Annotated in this window: 28 protein-coding genes and 1 pseudogene; 27 read left to right on the forward strand and 2 right to left on the reverse strand. The window is 42.7% G+C overall.

The window, feature by feature from the left end; genetic code table 11:
* The 22 genes and pseudogenes from rpsC to ACU0NF_RS02140 all read left to right on the forward strand — a co-directional run bounded on the left by rpsC (window position 1) and on the right by ACU0NF_RS02140 (window position 11,840).
* Window positions 1-817, forward strand: a pseudogene (gene rpsC / locus ACU0NF_RS02035) (30S ribosomal protein S3).
* On the forward strand, window positions 757-1,170 hold the full coding sequence (gene rplP, locus ACU0NF_RS02040; protein ID WP_067726649.1) for a 50S ribosomal protein L16: 414 nt from the start codon (window positions 757-759) through the stop codon (window positions 1,168-1,170). The pseudogene rpsC and the gene rplP overlap by 61 nt, the downstream one beginning before the upstream one ends.
* Window positions 1,170-1,367 carry a 50S ribosomal protein L29 gene (rpmC, locus tag ACU0NF_RS02045; protein ID WP_005012982.1) on the forward strand — a complete coding sequence of 66 codons (198 nt, stop codon included), beginning with the start codon at window positions 1,170-1,172 and terminating at the stop codon, window positions 1,365-1,367. The genes rplP and rpmC overlap by 1 nt, the downstream gene beginning before the upstream one ends.
* Window positions 1,364-1,621 (forward strand): 30S ribosomal protein S17, encoded by a 258-nt coding sequence (rpsQ, locus tag ACU0NF_RS02050; protein WP_131269173.1) that lies wholly within the window; start codon window positions 1,364-1,366, stop codon window positions 1,619-1,621. The genes rpmC and rpsQ overlap by 4 nt, the downstream gene beginning before the upstream one ends.
* A 92-nt stretch (window positions 1,622-1,713) precedes the next feature.
* Window positions 1,714-2,082 (forward strand): 50S ribosomal protein L14, encoded by a 369-nt coding sequence (gene rplN, locus ACU0NF_RS02055; RefSeq protein WP_004650480.1) that lies wholly within the window; start codon window positions 1,714-1,716, stop codon window positions 2,080-2,082.
* A gap of 9 nt (window positions 2,083-2,091) precedes the next feature.
* The gene (rplX, locus tag ACU0NF_RS02060; protein WP_131383307.1) at window positions 2,092-2,412 is read left to right on the forward strand and encodes a 50S ribosomal protein L24; all 321 of its coding nucleotides are present in this window, start codon (window positions 2,092-2,094) and stop codon (window positions 2,410-2,412) included.
* Window positions 2,413-2,428: 16 nt separating this feature from the next.
* Window positions 2,429-2,965, forward strand: a complete 537-nt coding sequence (gene rplE, locus ACU0NF_RS02065) for a 50S ribosomal protein L5 (RefSeq protein ID WP_067726643.1) — start codon at window positions 2,429-2,431, stop codon at window positions 2,963-2,965.
* 9 nt (window positions 2,966-2,974) lie between these two features.
* Window positions 2,975-3,280 (forward strand): 30S ribosomal protein S14, encoded by a 306-nt coding sequence (gene rpsN / locus ACU0NF_RS02070; RefSeq protein ID WP_131269172.1) that lies wholly within the window; start codon window positions 2,975-2,977, stop codon window positions 3,278-3,280.
* Between the two features lie 12 nt (window positions 3,281-3,292).
* The gene (gene rpsH / locus ACU0NF_RS02075; protein ID WP_131319108.1) at window positions 3,293-3,688 is read left to right on the forward strand and encodes a 30S ribosomal protein S8; all 396 of its coding nucleotides are present in this window, start codon (window positions 3,293-3,295) and stop codon (window positions 3,686-3,688) included.
* Window positions 3,689-3,701: 13 nt separating this feature from the next.
* Window positions 3,702-4,235 (forward strand): 50S ribosomal protein L6, encoded by a 534-nt coding sequence (rplF, locus tag ACU0NF_RS02080; RefSeq protein ID WP_067868556.1) that lies wholly within the window; start codon window positions 3,702-3,704, stop codon window positions 4,233-4,235.
* 14 nt (window positions 4,236-4,249) lie between these two features.
* Window positions 4,250-4,600, forward strand: coding sequence for a 50S ribosomal protein L18 (gene rplR / locus ACU0NF_RS02085; protein WP_004281497.1), 351 nt, complete (start codon window positions 4,250-4,252; stop codon window positions 4,598-4,600).
* A gap of 2 nt (window positions 4,601-4,602) precedes the next feature.
* Complete coding sequence (gene rpsE / locus ACU0NF_RS02090; protein ID WP_067726635.1) at window positions 4,603-5,100, forward strand: 30S ribosomal protein S5; 498 nt, start codon at window positions 4,603-4,605, stop codon at window positions 5,098-5,100.
* 6 nt (window positions 5,101-5,106) lie between these two features.
* On the forward strand, window positions 5,107-5,283 hold the full coding sequence (gene rpmD, locus ACU0NF_RS02095) for a 50S ribosomal protein L30 (RefSeq protein ID WP_067726633.1): 177 nt from the start codon (window positions 5,107-5,109) through the stop codon (window positions 5,281-5,283).
* A 3-nt stretch (window positions 5,284-5,286) separates the two neighbouring features.
* Window positions 5,287-5,727: a 50S ribosomal protein L15 gene (gene rplO, locus ACU0NF_RS02100; protein WP_067726631.1), complete on the forward strand. Its 441-nt coding sequence runs from the start codon at window positions 5,287-5,289 to the stop codon at window positions 5,725-5,727.
* A 45-nt stretch (window positions 5,728-5,772) separates the two neighbouring features.
* Window positions 5,773-7,092, forward strand: coding sequence for a preprotein translocase subunit SecY (secY, locus tag ACU0NF_RS02105; RefSeq protein WP_370982945.1), 1,320 nt, complete (start codon window positions 5,773-5,775; stop codon window positions 7,090-7,092).
* Between the two features lie 19 nt (window positions 7,093-7,111).
* On the forward strand, window positions 7,112-7,228 hold the full coding sequence (rpmJ, locus tag ACU0NF_RS02110; RefSeq protein WP_000867907.1) for a 50S ribosomal protein L36: 117 nt from the start codon (window positions 7,112-7,114) through the stop codon (window positions 7,226-7,228).
* Between the two features lie 106 nt (window positions 7,229-7,334).
* Window positions 7,335-7,691 carry a 30S ribosomal protein S13 gene (gene rpsM / locus ACU0NF_RS02115; RefSeq protein WP_053579520.1) on the forward strand — a complete coding sequence of 119 codons (357 nt, stop codon included), beginning with the start codon at window positions 7,335-7,337 and terminating at the stop codon, window positions 7,689-7,691.
* Between the two features lie 19 nt (window positions 7,692-7,710).
* Complete coding sequence (rpsK, locus tag ACU0NF_RS02120; protein ID WP_001040166.1) at window positions 7,711-8,097, forward strand: 30S ribosomal protein S11; 387 nt, start codon at window positions 7,711-7,713, stop codon at window positions 8,095-8,097.
* A 12-nt stretch (window positions 8,098-8,109) separates the two neighbouring features.
* Window positions 8,110-8,736 carry a 30S ribosomal protein S4 gene (gene rpsD, locus ACU0NF_RS02125; RefSeq protein ID WP_131269171.1) on the forward strand — a complete coding sequence of 209 codons (627 nt, stop codon included), beginning with the start codon at window positions 8,110-8,112 and terminating at the stop codon, window positions 8,734-8,736.
* Between the two features lie 18 nt (window positions 8,737-8,754).
* The gene (locus ACU0NF_RS02130) at window positions 8,755-9,762 is read left to right on the forward strand and encodes a DNA-directed RNA polymerase subunit alpha (RefSeq protein ID WP_004650465.1); all 1,008 of its coding nucleotides are present in this window, start codon (window positions 8,755-8,757) and stop codon (window positions 9,760-9,762) included.
* 18 nt (window positions 9,763-9,780) lie between these two features.
* Window positions 9,781-10,146 (forward strand): 50S ribosomal protein L17, encoded by a 366-nt coding sequence (rplQ, locus tag ACU0NF_RS02135; protein ID WP_067726622.1) that lies wholly within the window; start codon window positions 9,781-9,783, stop codon window positions 10,144-10,146.
* A 203-nt stretch (window positions 10,147-10,349) separates the two neighbouring features.
* Window positions 10,350-11,840 (forward strand): flavin-containing monooxygenase, encoded by a 1,491-nt coding sequence (locus ACU0NF_RS02140; RefSeq protein WP_445659975.1) that lies wholly within the window; start codon window positions 10,350-10,352, stop codon window positions 11,838-11,840.
* 61 nt (window positions 11,841-11,901) lie between these two features.
* Here the strand turns inward: ACU0NF_RS02140 and ACU0NF_RS02145 are convergent, their stop codons facing one another.
* Window positions 11,902-13,074, reverse strand: coding sequence for an acyl-CoA dehydrogenase family protein (locus ACU0NF_RS02145; protein ID WP_445659976.1), 1,173 nt, complete (start codon window positions 13,072-13,074; stop codon window positions 11,902-11,904).
* A gap of 186 nt (window positions 13,075-13,260) precedes the next feature.
* On the opposite strand from ACU0NF_RS02145, the gene ACU0NF_RS02150 reads away from it, so the two are divergent.
* The 5 genes from ACU0NF_RS02150 (at window position 13,261) to ACU0NF_RS02170 (ending at window position 18,592) form a co-directional block, all read left to right on the forward strand.
* Window positions 13,261-13,518 carry an FAD assembly factor SdhE gene (locus tag ACU0NF_RS02150; RefSeq protein WP_445659977.1) on the forward strand — a complete coding sequence of 86 codons (258 nt, stop codon included), beginning with the start codon at window positions 13,261-13,263 and terminating at the stop codon, window positions 13,516-13,518.
* On the forward strand, window positions 13,511-13,897 hold the full coding sequence (locus ACU0NF_RS02155) for a hypothetical protein (protein WP_445659978.1): 387 nt from the start codon (window positions 13,511-13,513) through the stop codon (window positions 13,895-13,897). The genes ACU0NF_RS02150 and ACU0NF_RS02155 overlap by 8 nt, the downstream gene beginning before the upstream one ends.
* A 516-nt stretch (window positions 13,898-14,413) precedes the next feature.
* Complete coding sequence (locus tag ACU0NF_RS02160) at window positions 14,414-15,466, forward strand: hypothetical protein (RefSeq protein ID WP_445659979.1); 1,053 nt, start codon at window positions 14,414-14,416, stop codon at window positions 15,464-15,466.
* Window positions 15,467-15,554: 88 nt separating this feature from the next.
* Window positions 15,555-16,130 (forward strand): rhombosortase, encoded by a 576-nt coding sequence (rrtA, locus tag ACU0NF_RS02165; protein WP_445659980.1) that lies wholly within the window; start codon window positions 15,555-15,557, stop codon window positions 16,128-16,130.
* A 179-nt stretch (window positions 16,131-16,309) separates the two neighbouring features.
* Window positions 16,310-18,592, forward strand: coding sequence for a TRAP transporter large permease subunit (locus ACU0NF_RS02170; RefSeq protein ID WP_445659981.1), 2,283 nt, complete (start codon window positions 16,310-16,312; stop codon window positions 18,590-18,592).
* 60 nt (window positions 18,593-18,652) lie between these two features.
* On the opposite strand, the gene ACU0NF_RS02175 is transcribed toward ACU0NF_RS02170, so the two are convergent.
* The gene (locus ACU0NF_RS02175; protein WP_445659982.1) at window positions 18,653-19,528 is read right to left on the reverse strand and encodes a DMT family transporter; all 876 of its coding nucleotides are present in this window, start codon (window positions 19,526-19,528) and stop codon (window positions 18,653-18,655) included.
* Window positions 19,529-19,539: the final 11 nt, after the last annotated feature.

A 19,539-nucleotide genomic window follows, 5' to 3' on the forward strand; every position in this document is an offset into this window, starting at 1 on the left:
ATGGGTCAGAAGGTTCATCCAATCGGTATCCGCCTAGGTGTTGTGAAACGTCATAACGCTAACTGGTATGCGAGTCCGAAACAATACGCTGAATATTTGCTTAAAGATCTTCAAGTTCGTGAGTTTTTAACTAAAAAACTTAAAAACGCGATGGTTAGCAAAATTCTTATCGAACGTCCTACAGGCGCTGCTAAAATTACTATTAGCACTGCTCGTCCAGGTATCGTAATCGGTAAAAAAGGCGAAGATATTGAGAAATTACAACGCGAATTAACATCTATTATGGGTGTTCCTGCGCAAGTAAGCATCAACGAAATCGATCGCCCAGATTTAGACGCTCGTTTAGTTGCTGAAGCAATTGCTTCACAATTAGAAAAACGTGTAATGTTCCGTCGTGCTATGAAGCGTGCGGTTCAGAACTCTATGCGTGCTGGTGCTAAAGGTATCAAAGTTGAGGTTTCTGGTCGTTTAGGTGGTGCAGAGATTGCCCGTACTGAATGGTATCGTGAAGGTCGTGTACCTTTGCATACACTTCGTGCTGACATCGACTACTCATCTGTACGTGCTGAAACTACTTACGGTACGATTGGTGTTAAAGTTTGGGTATTCCGTGGCGAGATCTTAGGTGGCATGAAACAAGTCATGAACCCTGCTCCTGCTGAAGAACGTCCAGCTAAACGCGGTCGCGGTCGTGGTGAAGGTCAAGAGCGTCGTGGTCGTCGCAATGATCGTTCTGCTGAAAAAGGAGAATAATCCATGTTGCAACCTAAACGTACTAAGTTCCGTAAGGTACAAAAAGGCCGTAACACTGGTCTAGCGCATCGTGGTAGCACTGTATCTTTCGGTACTATCGCACTTAAATCTCTCGAGCGTGGTCAAATGACTGCTCGTCAAATTGAAGCTGCGCGTCGTACAATTAGCCGTCGTGTAAAACGTGGTGGTAAGATCTTTATCCGTGTTTTCCCAGACAAACCAATTACTGAAAAACCATTAGAAGTTCGTATGGGTAAAGGTAAAGGTTCTGTGGAATACTGGGTTTGCCAAATCAAACCAGGTAAGATCTTGTACGAAATGGATGGTGTTAGCGAAGAATTGGCACGTGAAGCGTTTACGCTTGCAGCTGCTAAGCTTCCGTTTAAAACCACTATCGTTACTAAGACGGTGATGTAATGAAAACTAATGATCTACGTGAAAAATCGGTAGAAGAGTTGACAGCTTTGCTTGATGAGCAACAGCTTAACCAATTCCGTCTTCGTATGGCTAAAGCAACTGGTCAATTGGGTAAATCGCATGAAGTTGCGCTTACTCGTAAGACTATTGCTCGTATTAAGACACTCCTTACCGAAAAACAGGGGAACGGACAATGAGTGAACAAACAGTTCGCACGTTAACCGGCAAGGTCGTAAGCGACAAAATGGACAAGTCTATTGTTGTGCTTATTGAACGCCGCGTTCAACACCCGTTGTATGGCAAATTAATCCGCCGTTCAACTAAATTACACGCTCATGATGAGAACAATGTTGCTAAAACCGGCGACTTGGTAACCATTAAAGAAAGCCGCCCAATTTCTAAAACTAAAGCTTGGGCTTTAGTGGAAGTTATTGAAGCAGCTGCTGAGTAATTAGACGTTCTTGTTGCATCATCGGTTAATTTCGAGTACTCTTTGAGCCTTTCGAAATTGTAACCGGTGATGCTCGGTTTTGGAGTAGGGCAATGATTCAAACCGAAAGTATGCTCGACGTAGCAGACAACAGTGGTGCTCGCCGCGTACAATGTATTAAAGTACTAGGTGGTTCACACCGTCGTTATGCTTCTGTTGGCGATATTATTAAAGTTACTGTAAAAGAAGCTATTCCTCGCGGTCGTGTTAAAAAAGGCGACGTGATGAATGCTGTAGTTGTACGTACGAAATTCGGTGTACGTCGTCCGGATGGTTCTATCATCCGTTTTGATGACAATGCTGCTGTGATTTTGAACAACAACAAAGCGCCGATTGCAACTCGTATTTTCGGACCAGTGACTCGTGAACTTCGTACTGAACAGTTCATGAAAATCATTTCATTGGCTCCTGAAGTTCTATAAGAGGCACTCATGGCTAAGATTAAAAAAGGCGATCAAATTATTGTGATCGCAGGTAAAGAAAAAGGCAAACAGGGAACTGTTCTGTCTGTTTCAAATGACCGTGTTAAGGTTGAAGGCCTTAACTTGGTTAAGAAGCATCAAAAGCCGAACCGAGCTACTGGCGCTGAAGGCAGCATCGTAACTCAGGAAGCTACGCTTCATATCTCAAACGTGGCAGTTTTTAATGCTACAACCCAAAAGGCTGACCGTGTTGGTTACCAATTTGATGCTGAAGGCGCGAAAATTCGTGTATTCAAATCAAATGGTGAATCAGTGGCGGTAGCGAAGTAATAGGTTGATATAGGCCATGGCCAGACTTAAAACACGTTACAACGAAGAACTTAAAGCTCAATTGTTAGAAACATTGGGCGTTAAGAATGTGATGGAAATTCCACGCATTACAAAAATTACCATCAACATGGGTGTTGGTGCTGCATCAGCTGACAAGAAATTGTTAGATGGCGCTCTTTCTGATATGCAAGCAATTGCTGGTCAAAAACCAGTACTTACTTTAGCTCGCAAATCTATCGCTGGTTTCAAAATCCGTGATGGTTGGCCGATCGGTTGTAAAGTTACTTTACGCGGCGAACGTATGTACGAATTCTTAGACCGTTTGATCTCTATTGCGATCCCTCGTATCCGTGACTTCCGTGGTTTTTCTGCGAAATCATTTGACGGTCGTGGGAACTACTCAATGGGTTTGAAGGAACAGATCATGTTCCCTGAAATCGATTTTGATAAGATTGATCGTATTCGTGGTATGGATATTACCGTTACTACGACTGCTCGCACCGATGACGAAGGCCGTGCGCTATTGCGTGCATTCGGCTTCCCGTTTAAATAAGAGGTCGATATGGCTAAGAAAGGTATGATTAATCGCGAATTGAAACGCGAAAAAACTGTTGCTAAATACGCTGCAAAACGTGCTGAATTAAAAGCTGTTATTGCAAATGTAAATGCAACAGACGAAGAACGTTTCGAAGCGATGATGAAATTTCAGGCATTACCACGTAATGCGTCTCCAGTACGTCTTCGTAACCGTTGTGGTTTAACTGGTCGTCCTCATGGTTACTTCCGTAAGTTCGGCTTAAGCCGTAACAAATTACGTGAAACTGTCATGCAAGGTGATGTACCGGGCATGGTTAAGGCAAGCTGGTAAGGAGCGACTATAATGAGTATGCAAGATACCGTTGCCGACATGTTAACCCGTGTTCGTAACGCACAAATGGCGAAGAAACAAACTGTTTCTATGCCTAACTCTAAGTTGAAGGTTGCTATTGCTAACGTTCTTCAACAAGAGGGTTACATTTCTGACGTAGAAGTTGCTGATGCTGAAGGCAAAGCAACTTTAACGATTACGTTAAAATATTTTGAAGGCAAACCAGTTATCGAAACTGTGAAACGCGTAAGCCGTCCAGGTCTACGTCAGTATCGCGGTAAAGATGCACTTCCAAGCGTTAAGCAAGGTTTAGGTATTGCAATTGTTTCTACAAGCAAAGGCATCATGACTGATCGCGCAGCACGTTCTGCTGGTATCGGTGGTGAAGTTATTGCTTTTGTTTCTTAATAGGTGAATCCTCATGTCTCGTGTGGCTAAAGCCCCAGTAACTGTGCCTAACGGTGTTACAGTTACTCAGAACGGCCGGCAGGTCGAAGTGAAAGGCAATAAAGGTACATTGTCTTTCAACCTGCATGCGCTGGTCGAGCTAAAACAGGAAGAAGGTCAGCTTCATATTGCTCCAGTTAAAGAATCTAAAGATTCTTGGATGCAAGCTGGTACTGCTCGCGCTGTTCTTAACAACCTTGTTAAAGGTGTTAACGAAGGCTTCGAACGTAAGTTACAACTAATCGGTGTTGGTTATAAAGCTGCGGTTAAAGGTGATGTTGTTCATCTTAACCTAGGTTTTTCACACCCTATCGATTATAAACTTCCTGAAGGTGTAACTGCTGAAACTCCAACTGCTACTGAAATCGTTTTGAAATCAGCAAGCAAACATATGTTGGGTCAAGTAGCTGCAGATATCCGTTCATATCGTGAACCAGAGCCTTATAAAGGTAAAGGTGTTCGTTATTCGGATGAAGTTGTTCTTCGTAAAGAAGCTAAGAAGAAATAGGGCGCGAGGTTCTTATGAACGAAAAGAAACAATCCCGTTTGCGTCGTGCGAAAAGCACACGCTTGCACATCCGTGCATTGGGTGCGACTCGCTTGTGTGTAAACCGCACTCCGCGTCACATCTATGCTCAAGTTATTTCAGCAGATGGTGGCAAAGTTTTAGCGCAAGCTTCAACTTTAGATGCTACTTTACGTGCTGGCACAACTGGTAACGTTGAAGCAGCTCAAAAAGTAGGTGCTTTAATCGCAGAACGTGCTAAAGCAGCTGGTGTAACAAAAGTTGCATTTGACCGTTCTGGTTTTAAATATCATGGTCGTATCAAAGCCTTGGCTGATGCTGCTCGTGAAAACGGCTTGGAGTTCTAATCATGGCTAAAGTTGAACAAAACGAAGGTCTTGTTGAAAAGCTGGTTGCCGTTGATCGTGTAGCCAAAGTTGTTAAGGGTGGTCGTATCTTCTCTTTCACAGCATTAACTGTTGTGGGTGATGGTAATGGTCGCGTAGGTTTTGGTCGTGGTAAAGCACGTGAAGTTCCAGCTGCTATTTCTAAAGCACTTGAAGCTGCACGTCGTAACATGATTACTGTTGATCTTGTTAATGGTACTGTACAACACCCTATTAATGCTCGTCACGGTGCAAGCCGCGTTTACATGCAACCTGCTTCTGAAGGTACTGGTGTAATTGCTGGTGGTGCTATGCGTGCAGTTCTAGAAGCTGTTGGCGTACATAACGTATTGACAAAATGCTATGGTTCTACAAATGCTGCTAACGTAGTTAACGCAACTTTCAAAGGTTTGCGTGATATGACTTCTCCTGAGAAAGTCGCTGCGAAACGTGGTCTTTCAGTAGCACAAATTCAAGGGTAATCAATCATGAAAACGATTAAAGTTACCCAGACTAAATCTTCATCGCATCGCTTGAAAAATCACAAGCTTAGCCTTCAAGGTTTAGGTCTGCGTCGTATTGGTCATACAGTAGAAGTTGTTGATACTCCTTCTAACCGCGGTATGATCAACCAAGTCTACTATATGGTTAGTGTAGAGGAATAAGCCATGACTCTGCGTTTAAATACTATTGCACCTGCAGAAGGTGCTAAACGTGACAACCTTCGTCTAGGCCGTGGTATCGGTTCTGGCGTTGGTAAGACTGGTGGCCGTGGTGTCAAAGGTCAGAACTCACGTAAGAGCGGTGGTACTCGTCCAGGATTTGAAGGTGGTCAAACTGCGTTATATCGTCGTTTGCCTAAATTCGGTTTTACTAGCCAGCTCGCTTTAAAAACTGCTGAAGTACGTTTATCAGAGCTTGCTAAAGTTGAGGGTGATATTGTTTCACTTGAAACTTTGAAAGCAGCGAATGTTGTACGTAGAGATATGACTCGTGCTCGTATCGTACTTTCTGGTGATATTACTCGTGCATTCACTATTCAAGGTGTTGCATTGACTAAAGGCGCTAAAGCTGCTGTTGAAGCTGCTGGCGGCAAAGTCGAGGAGTAATCGCTAGTGTCTATGTCTCCTAGTTCTTCAGGTCATGTTAACATGATGAAAGGGCAGCCGTTTCATGTGAAATATCGTGAAATTATTCGCCGAATGATGTTCCTTATTGGTGCATTAATGGTCTTTCGACTAGGAGCACATATTCCAGTACCAGGCATTAATAATGCTGCACTTGAAAATCTTTTTAATGCAAACCAGGGTACGATTCTTGGTTTGTTTAACATGTTTTCAGGTGGTGCATTAGAGCGGATGTCAATTCTTGCTTTAGGGATCATGCCGTACATTTCTGCTTCAATTATTGTGCAGTTAATGTCTACGGTTGTTCCTTCGCTGGAAGCTTTAAAGAAAGAAGGCGAACAAGGTAAGCGTAAGATAAATCAATACACGCGACAAGGTACATTGTTGCTTGCACTTGTGCAGTCTATCGGGATGTGTGCAGGACTTATTAGTCAAGGGATTACTTTGACTGGAGGCCTAGCTTTCTACATTCCTGCTGTGACTTCACTGGTTGCGGGTACCATGTTCTTGATGTGGTTAGGTGAGCAAATTACTGAACGCGGAGTAGGGAATGGTATATCCATGATCATCTTTGCGGGTATTGTTGCGGGATTGCCAAATTTAATTATGCAATCTTTATCATCAGTAGATAATGGTCAAACAAGTCTTATTGGCTTGGTCATTTTTGGCTTGTTATCGATTGGTGTGTTAGCAGCGATTGTGTTTATTGAAAAAGCACAACGTCGTATACCAGTCAATTATGCTCAAAAACAACAAGGTCGTCGTGTATTTACTGCACAGCAGACACATTTGCCATTAAAAATTAATATGGCGGGTGTGATTCCGGCAATTTTCGCCAGTTCATTGCTTTTGTTCCCTGCGAGCTTAGGTCAATGGGTGGGGAGTGCTGATCCGAGTGCAGGAATTATCAAACGCAGCTTGCAAGATTTGGCGCTCGTGTTGTCGCCTGGACAGCCGTTGTATTTGGTGCTCTTTGGTGCGTTAATTATCTTTTTCTGTTACTTCTACACTGCGCTAGTATTTAGCCCTAAAGAAGTGTCAGAGAACTTGAAACGCAGCGGAGCTTATGTGCCTGGTATTCGTCCAGGTGAGCAAACTGCTCGTTACTTAGATCATATTCTCAATCGTTTGACCTTTATTGGCGCGATTTATATCACAGTGATTTGTTTAATGCCGATGGTATTACAGAGCTCATTTGGTATTCCATTCTCTTTGGGTGGTACCTCTTTGCTGATCGTTGTGGTAGTCGTGATGGACTTTATGGCTCAGCTACAAGCACATCTCACCTCGCATCAATACGATAATCAAACGTTAATGAGAAAAACGACTGCTCATCCTAAGGGATAAGCGCACTTGAGGTTTCATCATGAAAGTACAAGCTTCTGTTAAAAAAATTTGTGGTAGCTGTAAAGTTATCCGTCGTAATGGGGTTATCCGCGTAATTTGTAGCGCAGAACCTCGTCATAAACAGCGTCAAGGTTAATCTAATCAAGACCTGTTGATTTCAGTAGGCGAATTGGGTTAATATCCGCCCCTCAAGGTTTTTGTCGGGCGGTTGATTATCTCTACTGCCTTTTTGGAGAAAGTGAATGGCTCGTATTGCCGGTGTAAACATTCCGGATAACAAGCATGCTGTTATCTCCCTCACGTATATCTTTGGTATCGGTCGCCACACTGCTAAGAACATCTTAGCTGCTGTAGGTATTCCAACTACTACTAAGATCCGTGAATTGGATGATGCTCAGCTTGATGCGATTCGTGCAGAAATTACTAAGGTTCCGACCGAAGGTGATTTACGTCGCGAAATTTCCATGAACATTAAACGTTTAATGGATTTAGGCTGCTACCGTGGTCTTCGTCATCGTCGCAGCTTGCCTGTCCGTGGACAACGCACCAAAACTAACGCACGTACCCGTAAAGGTCCGCGCAAACCTATTAAGAAATAAGATTTCTGGAAGCTAAAAGATGGCTAAAGATACTCGCACACGCAAGAAGGTCACTCGTACCGTCTCTGAAGGTGTTGCACACATTCACGCTTCTTTTAATAACACCATTGTTACTATTACCGATCGTCAAGGTAATGCATTGGCTTGGGCCACTTCAGGTGGACAAGGCTTCCGTGGATCACGTAAATCAACACCGTTCGCTGCTCAGGTAGCTGCTGAAGTTGCTGGTAAAGCTGCTTTAGATTACGGTTTGAAAAACTTGGACGTCCTTGTAAAAGGTCCTGGTCCTGGTCGTGAATCTGCGGTTCGTGCTTTAGGTGCAGTGGGTTATAAAATTAACAGCATTACCGATGTGACGCCAATCCCGCACAACGGTTGTCGTCCACCTAAAAAACGTCGCGTGTAAGGAGAAACATTCATGGCTCGTTATATTGGTCCAAAATGCAAACTCTCTCGCCGCGAAGGGACAGACCTGCAACTTAAATCAGGCGTTAAACCGTTTGATGTAAAAACTAAAAAACATGCTAAAGCTCCTGGCCAACATGGCGGGGCTCGTGGTAGTAAACAATCTGAGTACTCACTACAATTACGTGAAAAACAAAAAGTACGTCGTACGTATGGTGTGTTAGAACGTCAATTTAGTAATTACTATAAAGAAGCTGCTCGTGTTAAAGGCGCAACAGGTGAAAACTTGTTGAAATTGCTCGAAAGCCGTCTTGATAACGTCGTTTATCGCATGGGTTTTGGTTCTACACGTGCAGAAGCTCGTCAGCTTGTATCTCACCGTTCAATCACTTTAAATGGTCGTCGCGTTAACATCGCTTCAATCCAAGTTAAAGCGGGTGACGTGGTTGCAGTTCACGAAGGTGCTAAACAACAATTGCGTATTAAAGGCGCAATCGAGTTAGCTACTCAACGTGGTATTCCTTCTTGGATGGAAGTTGACCATTCTAAATTGGAAGGTACGTTTAAAGCTGCACCGGATCGTTCTGATTTACCTGCTGAAATCAATGAAAGCTTGATTGTAGAATTGTATTCTAAATAATCCCTTGAGGTAGCAATAATGACGCGTACTGCAAATGAGTTTCTAACTCCGCAAGCGATCAAGGTCGAAGCGGCTAGCGGGACCTCGGCAAAAGTGATTCTAGAACCCTTAGAGCGTGGCTTTGGTCATACTTTGGGTAATGCTTTACGTCGTATCCTTCTTTCTTCTTTACCTGGCGCTGCTGTGGTTGAAGTTGAAATAGAAGGGGTTGAGCACGAGTACAGTACCTTGGAAGGCTTGCAGCAGGACATCGTCGAGCTCTTGCTGAACCTAAAAGGATTGTCGATTAAGCTGTTCGATCAAAACGAAGCATATTTGACATTAGAAAAACAAGGTCCTGGCGACGTAACAGCCGCTGATCTTCGTTTACCTCATAATGTTGAAGTGGTAAACCCTGAGCATTTGATCGGCACGTTAAGTGCTTCAGGCTCATTAAAAATGCGCCTGAAAGTTTCTCAAGGCCGTGGTTATGAGACTTCTGACTCACGTTTCCCAGAAGGCGAAACTCGCCCAGTGGGTCGTTTACAGTTAGATGCTTCTTATAGCCCAATCAAGCGCGTGTCTTACACAGTTGAAAATGCTCGTGTAGAACAACGTACTGACCTTGATAAATTGATCATTGACCTTGAAACCAATGGTACAGTTGATCCAGAAGAAGCGATCCGCAAAGCGGCAACAATCTTGCAACAACAAATTGCAATTTTTGTTGATCTTCAGAAAGATCAAGCTCCTGTTGCTCAAGAGCCTCGCGAAGAAGTGGATCCAATCTTGCTTCGTCCAGTAGATGATCTAGAGCTTACTGTTCGTTCTGCTAACTGTTTGAAAGCAGAAAATATTTACTACATCGGTGATTTGGTTCAACGTACTGAAGTTGAGTTGTTAAAAACTCCTAACTTAGGTAAAAAATCGTTAACTGAAATCAAAGATGTTCTGGCATCGAAAGGCTTGCAATTGGGCATGCGTTTAGAGAACTGGCCACCGGCTAGCCTCCGCATGGACGATCGCTTTGCTTATCGTAGCCGTTAATTAAGTAGGACTATCACCATGCGTCATCGTAATAGTGGTGTGAAATTAGGCCGTACAAGCAGTCATCGTAAAGCGATGTTCCAAAACATGGCTAATTCTTTGTTCGAACATGAGTTAATTAAAACTACTGTTCCTAAAGCAAAAGAATTACGTCGTGTTGCTGAGCCTTTAATCACTTTAGCTAAAGTCGATTCTGTAGCAAACCGTCGTTTGGCGTTTGCTCGTACTCGTTCAGCTGCAACTGTAGGTAAATTATTTACAGTTCTTGGCCCTCGTTATAAAGAACGTAACGGCGGCTATCTACGTGTTCTTAAAGCGGGCTTCCGTGCAGGTGATGCTGCACCGATGGCTTACGTTGAGCTAGTAGATCGCGAAGTTAAATAATTTCGCAAAAAGAACTTCAGTTGTTCGGAAAAAGACCGGTGTTTCACCGGTCTTTTTTTATGCCTGATGATTTTTATTGATGGACAATTTTGGATTTTGTCCTGAACTGATATATTTTTTGTCAGATTTATTTAAACTTGACATTGTGTATTGTCAGATTTATGGTTTAATAAAATAAAGTTCAACAAGGTTATAAAAAGAACATGGAAAAGCACATTGATATTTTGATTGTGGGCGCAGGTATTTCAGGTATTGGTCTGGCTGCACACCTTTCAAAGAATTGTCCGCAACGTCAATTTGATATTATTGAACGTCGTGAAAGTTTTGGTGGAACTTGGGATTTATTTAAATATCCCGGAATTCGTTCAGACTCTGATATGTCGACTTTTGGTTTTAATTTTAAACCGTGGCAAAAAGCCAATGTTCTTGCAGATGGGGCATCCATTAAAGGTTATTTATCAGAAGTTGTTGATGAATATAACTTAAAAAATAAAATTCATTTCAAGCATCGGGTAGTGTCTGCTAATTATGATTCTTCTATCAGTAAGTGGATGGTGCAGATTGAAGATGCAAATCAAAAACAACAGACCTGGATTGCTAATTTTGTACTAGGCTGTACCGGTTATTACAATTATGACCAAGGTTTCCAACCAGATTTTCCAAACCAAACCGCATTTAAAGGTCAGCTCATTCACCCGCAACATTGGCCAGAAAACTTCGACTATAAAGATAAAAAAGTGGTGATTATTGGCAGTGGTGCAACCGCCATTACCCTGGTGCCTGCAATGGCAAAAGGCGGAGCAGCACATGTCACCATGCTGCAACGTTCCCCAACTTATATCGCTTCTGTTCCATCGATTGATTTTGTGTATGACAAAATGCGTAAGGTCTTGCCTGAAGCGCTTGCTTACAAGCTGACGCGTGCACGTAATATCGGGATGCAACGTGGGATTTATGCGCTTGCCCAAAAACAGCCGAAATTGCTACGTAAACTGTTACTCAAATCCATTGAGATGCAGCTCAAGGGTAAAGTGGATATGAAGCACTTTACACCTTCTTATAATCCATGGGATCAACGCCTGTGTGTCGTACCTGATGGGGACTTATTCAAGATTTTACGCTCAGGCAAGGCGAGTGTAGAAACGGATCAAATTGAGAAGTTTACTGAAACCGGTATTCAGCTGAAATCAGGCCAGCATTTGGATGCAGACATTATTGTTTCGGCGACAGGTTTGCAGATTCAAATTTTAGGCGGTATTAAAGCGACCATTGACGGAAAACCTATGGATACCTCTAAACATATGTTGTATCAGGGGATTATGGTCAGCGATGTGCCGAATATGGCAATGATCATTGGTTATATCAACGCGTCCTGGACACTTAAAGTCGATATTGCGGCTGATTATATTTGTCGTCTGATTAATTATATGGACAAGAACGGCTATGACCAGGTGATTGCGCAAGGTGATCAGACTGAATTGATGGAAGATACCGTAATGGGGAGTCTATCTTCAGGTTATATTGCACGTGCAGCGGATGTCATGCCGAAACAAGGTAAACATGCGCCTTGGAATGTAACCAATAATTATCTGGCTGATCGTAAAACATTAAAAAATGCCAGATTTGAAGATAGTGTACTGAAATTTCAAAAGCGCAATACTCAAGTTTCGTCCAAGCCTAAATTAGTTTCTTAATTCCAATTCTAGATAAAAAGGAGCTTTAGGCTCCTTTTTTAATTTACTTATTTTAATTTATTTAGAGAGATCGCGAAATTAACTCTTTCATGATTTCATTGGTGCCTGCATAGATCCGGTTGGCACGGTTATCGATATAGGCGCGCGCAATCGGGTATTCCATCATATAACCATAACCACCATGCAATTGCAGGCATTCATCGACAACTTTAGAGAACATTTCGGAAATTTTGTATTTCGCAGCAGCAGCAGCATCAATGCCAAGTTTTTCTTCAAGCTGTAATTCCATACAGCGGTCTAAATAAGCACGACAGAAATCTATTTCGGTACGTAATTCGGCAAGTTTAAAACGGGTATTTTGAAAAGCGCTGATCGGTTTGCCAAAGGCTCGGCGCTTTTTGGTATATTGCACGGTATGAGCGAAAGCGGCTTCTGCACCGGCCTGACAGATGATGGCAACCAGCATGCGTTCCCAAGCCAATTCTTTCATCAGCATCATAAAACCCATGCCTTGGATACCAAGCAAATTTTCTTTAGGTACCCGAACATTGTCAAAAAATAATTCACAGGTATCTTGTCCTTTCATGCCAATCTTATCCAGTGGTTTGCCTTTGTTAAAACCTGCCCGATCTGCTTCAACCATGAGTAAGGATAAATTGGCAGAACCCTTATCGCCACTGCCAGTTTTGCAGACCACAATGACCATATCGCATAAATAACCATTGGTAATAAAGATTTTCGAGCCATTAATCACATAGTCGTCACCATCCAAAACGGCAGTCGTTCGTACTGCTTGCAGGTCTGATCCTGTGCCGGGTTCAGTCATGGCAATTGCGGTAACGACTTCCCCGGTTGCCATTTTCGGTAACCATTGCTGTTTTTGTTGTTCATTACCAAAATTATTGAGGTAGTTAGCAACAATATCCGAGTGCAGAGAAAAGCCGGTGGATGAATCCATTGCATAGGCCTGTTCCTCAATCAAAATCATGCTGTATAGCCGGTTTACACCCGAACCACCATACTGTTCTGGCATGGTTGCGCAGAGCAGTCCCACTGCACCGGCTTTGTTCCATAACTCACGGTCAACATGCTGTTGCTGCTCATATTTTTCTATATTGGGGACCACTTCTTTTTCATAAAACTTGCGCACGGTTTCACGAAATGCCTCATGCTCTGCTGTAAATAGATTACGCGCTAGCATATTGGCTATGGGGCGAATTGCAGCTGATTGCATTTTTATTCTGTCCATTTTCAGAGTTATTGTTGTATAGAAAGTAAAAGATCCATCAGCACGCGACAATGTGCTGAATGCTCAAATATTTGGAGCAAATGATGAATTTGGTCAATTGCAGGAAATGGCTCGAAACATGCGGCAATGATAGGGTAAACTAGCAAAAATTTGAGACTATTGGGGAATGCTATGAGTGAAGAAATGAGCTTGGAAGAACGCAAAGTAATTTATCGTGCCCGTCGCGGTCTAAAAGAAATAGATGTGTACTTTGATCCCTACGTAAAAAATTATTATTTGAATGCTGATGCGGCGGAAAAACAAGTGTTTGCAGAGTTGGTGGCACAAGAAGATCCAGATTTACTCGATTGGTTTATGGAAGTATCTGAACCGCCACGTCCTGAAATGAAAGATCTAATTGTTAAGCTGAAACATTACGTCCATGGCTAACCGGTCTTTTCAGCTGAAACGCAGCCGTTTGGCCTTTGTGTTTCAGTTGATTATTTTTACCCTGATGATTGTGCTTTTGCAGCAACTTTTACAGCCGTGGTTGTGGTTGATTGTAGTTCTGTTGGGCGTGATTGCCTATGTTTATGGTTTGAAAGTACCTCAACCGATGTGTTTTGAGCATCTTGATGCCCGAGAATGGTCACTTTCAAGTACAAAATCCTCGTCCATCAAACGTGTTTCTATCAGTCATATTATTGATCATCAACTTTATATTGTGGTTTATTTCCAGCATTTTCAGGAAAAACCACTACTGATCTGGATCGATCAACTGCCACTACAGCAGTGGAAAGCCTTAAAGAAACTGGCAAAACTGATATGATTGTTAGACAATCCTATATTTGAATAGTTAATTAAAGTATTATTAATCAATAATTTAAATATTTAAAATTGATCTTTGTAAGACAGGGTGAATACAAAATGATGAAATATTGCAATTGTCAGACAATTTATCCCGTTAATTATTTACGCTAAATGTACATTAAATCTACCAACAGCAAATGAGGAAACATGATGATGATTCCAACTTGGATGTTTCTGGTAGTAGCGATTGTTTTGGCAATTGTTATTGGACGACTAGGAACGGTGCTGAAGGATCAATTTGCACAACATGAAAGCCGTTAGGCTTTAACCTCTTGATAAGTAGCATGTGCCGAACCGTCGCAGTGCTACTTTTTTTTGCCCAAAAATTATAATTTCATTCAATCCAGTCAATTTTCCAGACTTTATTTCATGGCAAAGTAGCTGATCTGATTAGAGTAAATACTCTTTTATTCAGATTTCGCATCTGATATGTTTAGTTGCTATGGACATAAACACAATTATAGAGGACAGGAAAATGTCGAGAGTCCAAAAAATATGCCAGGGTATGGCAGTTATTGCAGTTGCAAGTTCTTTATTATCAGGTTGTTCTCAAGTGGTTAAAACAGGCGCCAATGTCGCACTGGGTTTTAGTGAGAAACATATTGTACCGCCTATTTTAGCGATGGATGATGCTGATATGGCGTGTAATTCGGGGAATGCATTAACCCCGGCCATTATGTCAACCAAGGATATGGGTGCAGATCCAACACGTATTGCCGTTCTTTTATATGCTTCATCTGGAATTTGTGCTGAAAATCAGGCGCTCGAATCAGAGTTGCGTTATCTACGTGCCTCTAAAGCGGGTCAAGTTTCAGAAGCCCAAGATGCCCGTATAGAACAAAAACGCTGGGCGGCGATTGCTGCACAGCGTCAATATGCAGGTTACCAGCTGCTTGAAAATCGTTGGGCAGCAAAATATAACAAGAAACTGGGCGAAGGTTGCCCGAAAATGAAAAGTGATCTGGATCAAACCGTCTATTTGATGGGGATGATTAGCGGCTTGCAAGCCATGACCAATGACATCAATTCTGGCGGCGCAATCAATGTGCCAAAAGACATTGCGGCAGTGGTTGAACGTGGCATGACCTGTTTAGACAATGCCAAATTCTGGGGTGCACCAAATGCAGCCCGTGCTGTGATTTGGACGCTATTGCCGGGTGCGGGAGATGGAAAACCTGATCCTTATCAGACCTTAAAAGAATCGGTGCAATTAGGTGAGCAAAAAGGGGTGCGTCTGTCACATGCCCTGTATGCCGTTGCTGCGCAAGCCAGTGGTGATGATGCCAAAATTCGTGATGCACTAAAAACATTTGCGGCTTCACGTTCAGAAGAAAAACCTGTAAATCCACAGTTTAAGCTGGTCGATAGTATGTCGCAGAATATGGTGCAGGGTATTTCAGACCGTTATTGGACAGAACATACCGGTATCCGTACCAGCGATGATGGTATGCAGCGCTTCTGGGATGATCAAGAGAATACCGCAGAACTCGATGATTTATTTAATGAAGATGTCACTGCTCAATCTTAAGTTGAGTCCAGTTAAAAGAGCATTTTAATTGGCCTGAATGGATGATTTTAATCTTTGATCAGTCATTTTTAAAATAGAGGGCATGCCAATGAAAGACCAATTTCTCATGCGGAAAATTGTTTTTATTGCAATTGTGGTGTCTTTTTCGGCATGCCTTCAAGTTTTTGTAGATTCATTTATTTATTGGCAAGCAGGCTTATTTCAAGAATTTTGGCGTCTCTGGAGCGGACATTGGGTACATGTAGGATGGATCCATTATGCGCTGAACATGCTGGCTTTTGCCTGTTTACCTTTTATTTTTCCCCGGGTTAAAGTCTGGCACTTTGCTGCTTTGCTTGTTTTGCTTCCATTGTTTATTAGTCTCTGTTTTTACTATTTCTTTCCTGATATTGAAGCCTATGCAGGCTTGTCTGGGGTCTTGCATGGTGCTTATGTCACAGTTGCATGCGTACATTTGTTATATAAGAAAGAGCGTAATTTCGCGGCATTTGTCCTGTTACTTATTCTGGCCAAATTGATTTGGGAAAATACCATTGGCAGTGTAGGGACAGCTGAACTCATTGGCAGTCCGGTGTTGGTGGAAGCACATTTATTAGGGGTAATTGGCGGAGTCGTTATCGCAATGTTCTATATATTATGGGATTATTTCTTTGAATGGGAATGAAATTGACATTTAAAACATAAAAGAAAATGCATATTGTCATTTTCATTAATACAGAATTGATGCAAATTTGTTCATAACAATAAAGAGATTGAATAGAGAAAGGATATTTTCTATTCAAAAAAGGAAAATGGGTATTGCTGAACCTGTTGCAATGACCAAAATAAAAAATAGGAATGCACATGCAAAATGATGAAAATAATAGATCAGGATTAGGTCTGTTACGTTATATATGGACAGAGTGGATTTCGACTTTTGTCATTCTATTATTGCTTTTGCTAACACTCATCATCGGTACTGGTGAGATGATTCATGGTCAGTTGTTACGCATGGGTGAACGTCTGTATGGTGATCCGGCCACTGGCATGCAATATTCATTTCTACGTGCTGAGCCGAGCTCTCCAACCTGTGAACGTAATGTCAATGTGGATAACAAGGTCCAGCAGCAGATGAAAGCCGATGCAGCCGATGAATATGCTGATTTTTTCGGTGTACGTTCAGAGGCTGATGTTCGTGCTGCGATATTACAGGCTCAACAGGTTTGTGAAGAGTCTTACCAGTTTTATGATAAAGCGGTTGCCCATACTCAGGCTCATCCGAGTATTCGCGCATATCGTACTTTTGAAACATCTTTCTTTGGCGTATTCAAGTTCGGTACTGAAAACCGTGCCTTGTTACTGGTCATCATGGTGGTATTCGCAGCGATCAGTACGACGTTGAAAACCCACCATATCGGTTTGCGTAGTCCTTCAACGCGTATCGACTTTAAAGTTTATTCCATAGTAATGCTGGTCGCTAATGCTTTCTTGGCATTTTCATCTTATAGCCAATATATGTCGATGCTGAATTCTGGCGTCCCGATCGGAGACATGAAGTATATTTACTGGTTGTGGATGATTCTGTTCAGTACGTTGACCTTGATCAGCCTGTATCAAATATTCAAGCAGCCCAAACCGACACAACAGGGCGGTAGCTTTGGGATGGCCTTTTTGAGTGTGCCGCTCTATGGTTATATGGCCATCATTACCGGGATTAATTTTACCTTCTTGATGGATTACCCTATGGGTCAAGGGATTTACCTCGGTCAGTTGGTAGAATTTTCGAGCATTTTCCTGAATCTGGCATTGTTTATCTGGGCCGGTATGTTGCTGAAACAGACCCGTGTCGTGGATATGTTCCTGAATATCTTGCGTCCATGGAATCTGGCACCTGAAACCTTGACTTGGTTGATCCTGGTGGCAGCTGCATTGCCAACAGCCTATACCGGAGCGTCGGGAATTTTTGTGATCGCAGCAGGTGCGATTATCTATAAGGAAGTCTGGAATGCGGGTGGGCGCCGTCAGTTTGCACTGGCAGCAACAGCGATGTCCGGTTCTCTGGGGGTGGTGTTACGTCCATGTCTATTGATTGTAGTGGTTGCTTCTCTGAACAAGGAAGTCACGACCGACTTGCTGTATCAGTATGGTGTATATGTATTTCTAATCACTTCAACGTTATTTCTGGTCATTTCGCTGTTCCTGGCCGAGACTAAATTCCGTATTGCAGCACCTGGTGTGGCGGCACCTCAATCTGCCCGTGCTTTTGTTGCCATTATTCCTTATGTGGTGATTTTTATCCTGATCTGGTTGTTCTACAAATACGCATTATCAACCGATCTGAATGAATTTACTGCACCTGTCATGATGCCAGTCATTCTGTTACTGGTTGTGCTTTTTGACAAGTTACGCCACGAACCTGCACCTTTACCACCCGTGGGACATTGGGATGAAACCCTGACTGCCCAACTAAATTCGGGATCAACGCCTGCATTGGCGACTTCGGGTGCGGCAGCAAATGCTGAATACCGTGAAGCAGAGCATAATACGCAGCAGAGCAAAGAACTGGCAGTAGACCATGGGGTAAAACGTTCTACTTACGGAGAAAGTTTGCGGGAGGTCGGATTCTGGAAATCGCTGCATATTTCTACCAGTGAAACAGTGGGGCATATTGGTGCTTTGGTAATCTTAATGGCGCTTTCCGTTAGCGTAGGTGGTTTACTTGAGCGTATGCAAGTCATGGAGGCTTTCCCGACGGATATCAGCAGCACTATTCTGGTGATTACTTTGATTGTCGGGCTGATGGTCTTCGTGGGCATGATTATGGACCCATTTGGCGCAGTCATTCTGATTTCTGCTACGGTGGCTCCGGTGGCCTATCAATACGGTATTCATCCTGTACATTTCTGGATGATTACCCTGATTGGTTTTGAGCTTGGCTATGTTACACCGCCTGTAGCGCTCAACCATCTTCTGGCCCGGCAGTCTATTGGCGATGCCGAGGTAGCCGAAGCGGATGCAGAAGTTCGTCATCTATCCTTCTACTATCGCTATGAACGCTGGATTTTACCCATGATCGTGATGCTACCTGCCATGTTGATCATCGCTTATCTTCCCTATGTGTTTAAGCTGTTCGGCTGGTATCAATAATTTTTAAGCGATAACAAAAAAGCACCTTCGGGTGCTTTTTTGATGGCAGGTTATTTTTACTTATTGTGCTGAGCGTTTTTGTACTAAAGGGCTACACAGCACAATCGCTGTAAGAATCAGTGCAAAACCCATCAAACTGTATTGATCCGGCATTTCTCGCCAGAACATGAAACCCCAGATACCGGCAAAGATAATCGCAATATAATTCACCGGTCCAATCTGTGCTGCTGGTGCAAGTTTATAGGCATTCGACATGAAGATTTGGCTGATATTCGCCAGTAAGCCGGCACAAATCAGGAAACCGAGTTCAGTCCATGAGTAAGGTCGCCATAGCCAAAACATCGGCACCATGGAAATAAGTGTGCCGATCAAGCAGAAATAGAACACGATTTTTTCAGGCGACTCGGTACTGGTCAATGCTCGAACAGTGACAAATGCCATGGCGGCCAAAAAGCTTGCACCCAGCCCAATCACCGACATTTGATTAAACATGCCTGCATCCGGCTTGGCGAAAAATATCACACCGATTAAACCAATCGCTGCAGCAAGAAACATGGATTTGGTGATTTTTTCTTTGAGGAATAGCCAGGCAATCAACGGAATAAAAATCGGGGAGGAATAAGTAAATACCATAGCATTAGACAGCTTTAAATGTGCAATGGCATAGAAGAAGCCATACATCGCAATTAGTCCAATGACTGCACGCCAAGTATGCATCCAGATTTTTTCAGTTTTAAAAAATCTTGTCCCTTGCTTAAAAATGAGCGGAAGGAAAATGAATAAACCGACAAAATTGCGGAAAAAGACAATAGTGGGATTGTCGACCGTATGCGATGCATAACGAATACAGACACCCATCAAGGAAAACAGAAAAGCAGAGCAGGTAAGTAAAGCAAGCGCTTTAAATAAGTTGCGATTGCTTGTAACTAGAGGCATGAAAAAAGTCA

The organism is Acinetobacter sp. F16, assembly GCF_052712855.1.

Excerpts from the sequence above, each read along its gene's own strand:
- rplP (WP_067726649.1), top strand. The coding sequence starts at position 757 with ATGTTGCAACCTAAACGTACTAAGTTCCGTAAGGTACAAAAAGGCCGT.
- rpmC (WP_005012982.1), top strand. The coding sequence starts at position 1,170 with ATGAAAACTAATGATCTACGTGAAAAATCGGTAGAAGAGTTGACAGCT.
- rpsQ (WP_131269173.1), top strand. The coding sequence starts at position 1,364 with ATGAGTGAACAAACAGTTCGCACGTTAACCGGCAAGGTCGTAAGCGAC.
- rplN (WP_004650480.1), top strand. The coding sequence starts at position 1,714 with ATGATTCAAACCGAAAGTATGCTCGACGTAGCAGACAACAGTGGTGCT.
- rplX (WP_131383307.1), top strand. The coding sequence starts at position 2,092 with ATGGCTAAGATTAAAAAAGGCGATCAAATTATTGTGATCGCAGGTAAA.
- rplE (WP_067726643.1), top strand. The coding sequence starts at position 2,429 with ATGGCCAGACTTAAAACACGTTACAACGAAGAACTTAAAGCTCAATTG.
- rpsN (WP_131269172.1), top strand. The coding sequence starts at position 2,975 with ATGGCTAAGAAAGGTATGATTAATCGCGAATTGAAACGCGAAAAAACT.
- rpsH (WP_131319108.1), top strand. The coding sequence starts at position 3,293 with ATGAGTATGCAAGATACCGTTGCCGACATGTTAACCCGTGTTCGTAAC.
- rplF (WP_067868556.1), top strand. The coding sequence starts at position 3,702 with ATGTCTCGTGTGGCTAAAGCCCCAGTAACTGTGCCTAACGGTGTTACA.
- rplR (WP_004281497.1), top strand. The coding sequence starts at position 4,250 with ATGAACGAAAAGAAACAATCCCGTTTGCGTCGTGCGAAAAGCACACGC.
- rpsE (WP_067726635.1), top strand. The coding sequence starts at position 4,603 with ATGGCTAAAGTTGAACAAAACGAAGGTCTTGTTGAAAAGCTGGTTGCC.
- rpmD (WP_067726633.1), top strand. The coding sequence starts at position 5,107 with ATGAAAACGATTAAAGTTACCCAGACTAAATCTTCATCGCATCGCTTG.
- rplO (WP_067726631.1), top strand. The coding sequence starts at position 5,287 with ATGACTCTGCGTTTAAATACTATTGCACCTGCAGAAGGTGCTAAACGT.
- secY (WP_370982945.1), top strand. The coding sequence starts at position 5,773 with ATGAAAGGGCAGCCGTTTCATGTGAAATATCGTGAAATTATTCGCCGA.
- rpmJ (WP_000867907.1), top strand. The coding sequence starts at position 7,112 with ATGAAAGTACAAGCTTCTGTTAAAAAAATTTGTGGTAGCTGTAAAGTT.
- rpsM (WP_053579520.1), top strand. The coding sequence starts at position 7,335 with ATGGCTCGTATTGCCGGTGTAAACATTCCGGATAACAAGCATGCTGTT.
- rpsK (WP_001040166.1), top strand. The coding sequence starts at position 7,711 with ATGGCTAAAGATACTCGCACACGCAAGAAGGTCACTCGTACCGTCTCT.
- rpsD (WP_131269171.1), top strand. The coding sequence starts at position 8,110 with ATGGCTCGTTATATTGGTCCAAAATGCAAACTCTCTCGCCGCGAAGGG.
- ACU0NF_RS02130 (WP_004650465.1), top strand. The coding sequence starts at position 8,755 with ATGACGCGTACTGCAAATGAGTTTCTAACTCCGCAAGCGATCAAGGTC.
- rplQ (WP_067726622.1), top strand. The coding sequence starts at position 9,781 with ATGCGTCATCGTAATAGTGGTGTGAAATTAGGCCGTACAAGCAGTCAT.
- ACU0NF_RS02140 (WP_445659975.1), top strand. The coding sequence starts at position 10,350 with ATGGAAAAGCACATTGATATTTTGATTGTGGGCGCAGGTATTTCAGGT.
- ACU0NF_RS02145 (WP_445659976.1), bottom strand. The coding sequence starts at position 13,074 with ATGCAATCAGCTGCAATTCGCCCCATAGCCAATATGCTAGCGCGTAAT.
- ACU0NF_RS02150 (WP_445659977.1), top strand. The coding sequence starts at position 13,261 with ATGAGTGAAGAAATGAGCTTGGAAGAACGCAAAGTAATTTATCGTGCC.
- ACU0NF_RS02155 (WP_445659978.1), top strand. The coding sequence starts at position 13,511 with ATGGCTAACCGGTCTTTTCAGCTGAAACGCAGCCGTTTGGCCTTTGTG.
- ACU0NF_RS02160 (WP_445659979.1), top strand. The coding sequence starts at position 14,414 with ATGTCGAGAGTCCAAAAAATATGCCAGGGTATGGCAGTTATTGCAGTT.
- rrtA (WP_445659980.1), top strand. The coding sequence starts at position 15,555 with ATGAAAGACCAATTTCTCATGCGGAAAATTGTTTTTATTGCAATTGTG.
- ACU0NF_RS02170 (WP_445659981.1), top strand. The coding sequence starts at position 16,310 with ATGCAAAATGATGAAAATAATAGATCAGGATTAGGTCTGTTACGTTAT.
- ACU0NF_RS02175 (WP_445659982.1), bottom strand. The coding sequence starts at position 19,528 with ATGCCTCTAGTTACAAGCAATCGCAACTTATTTAAAGCGCTTGCTTTA.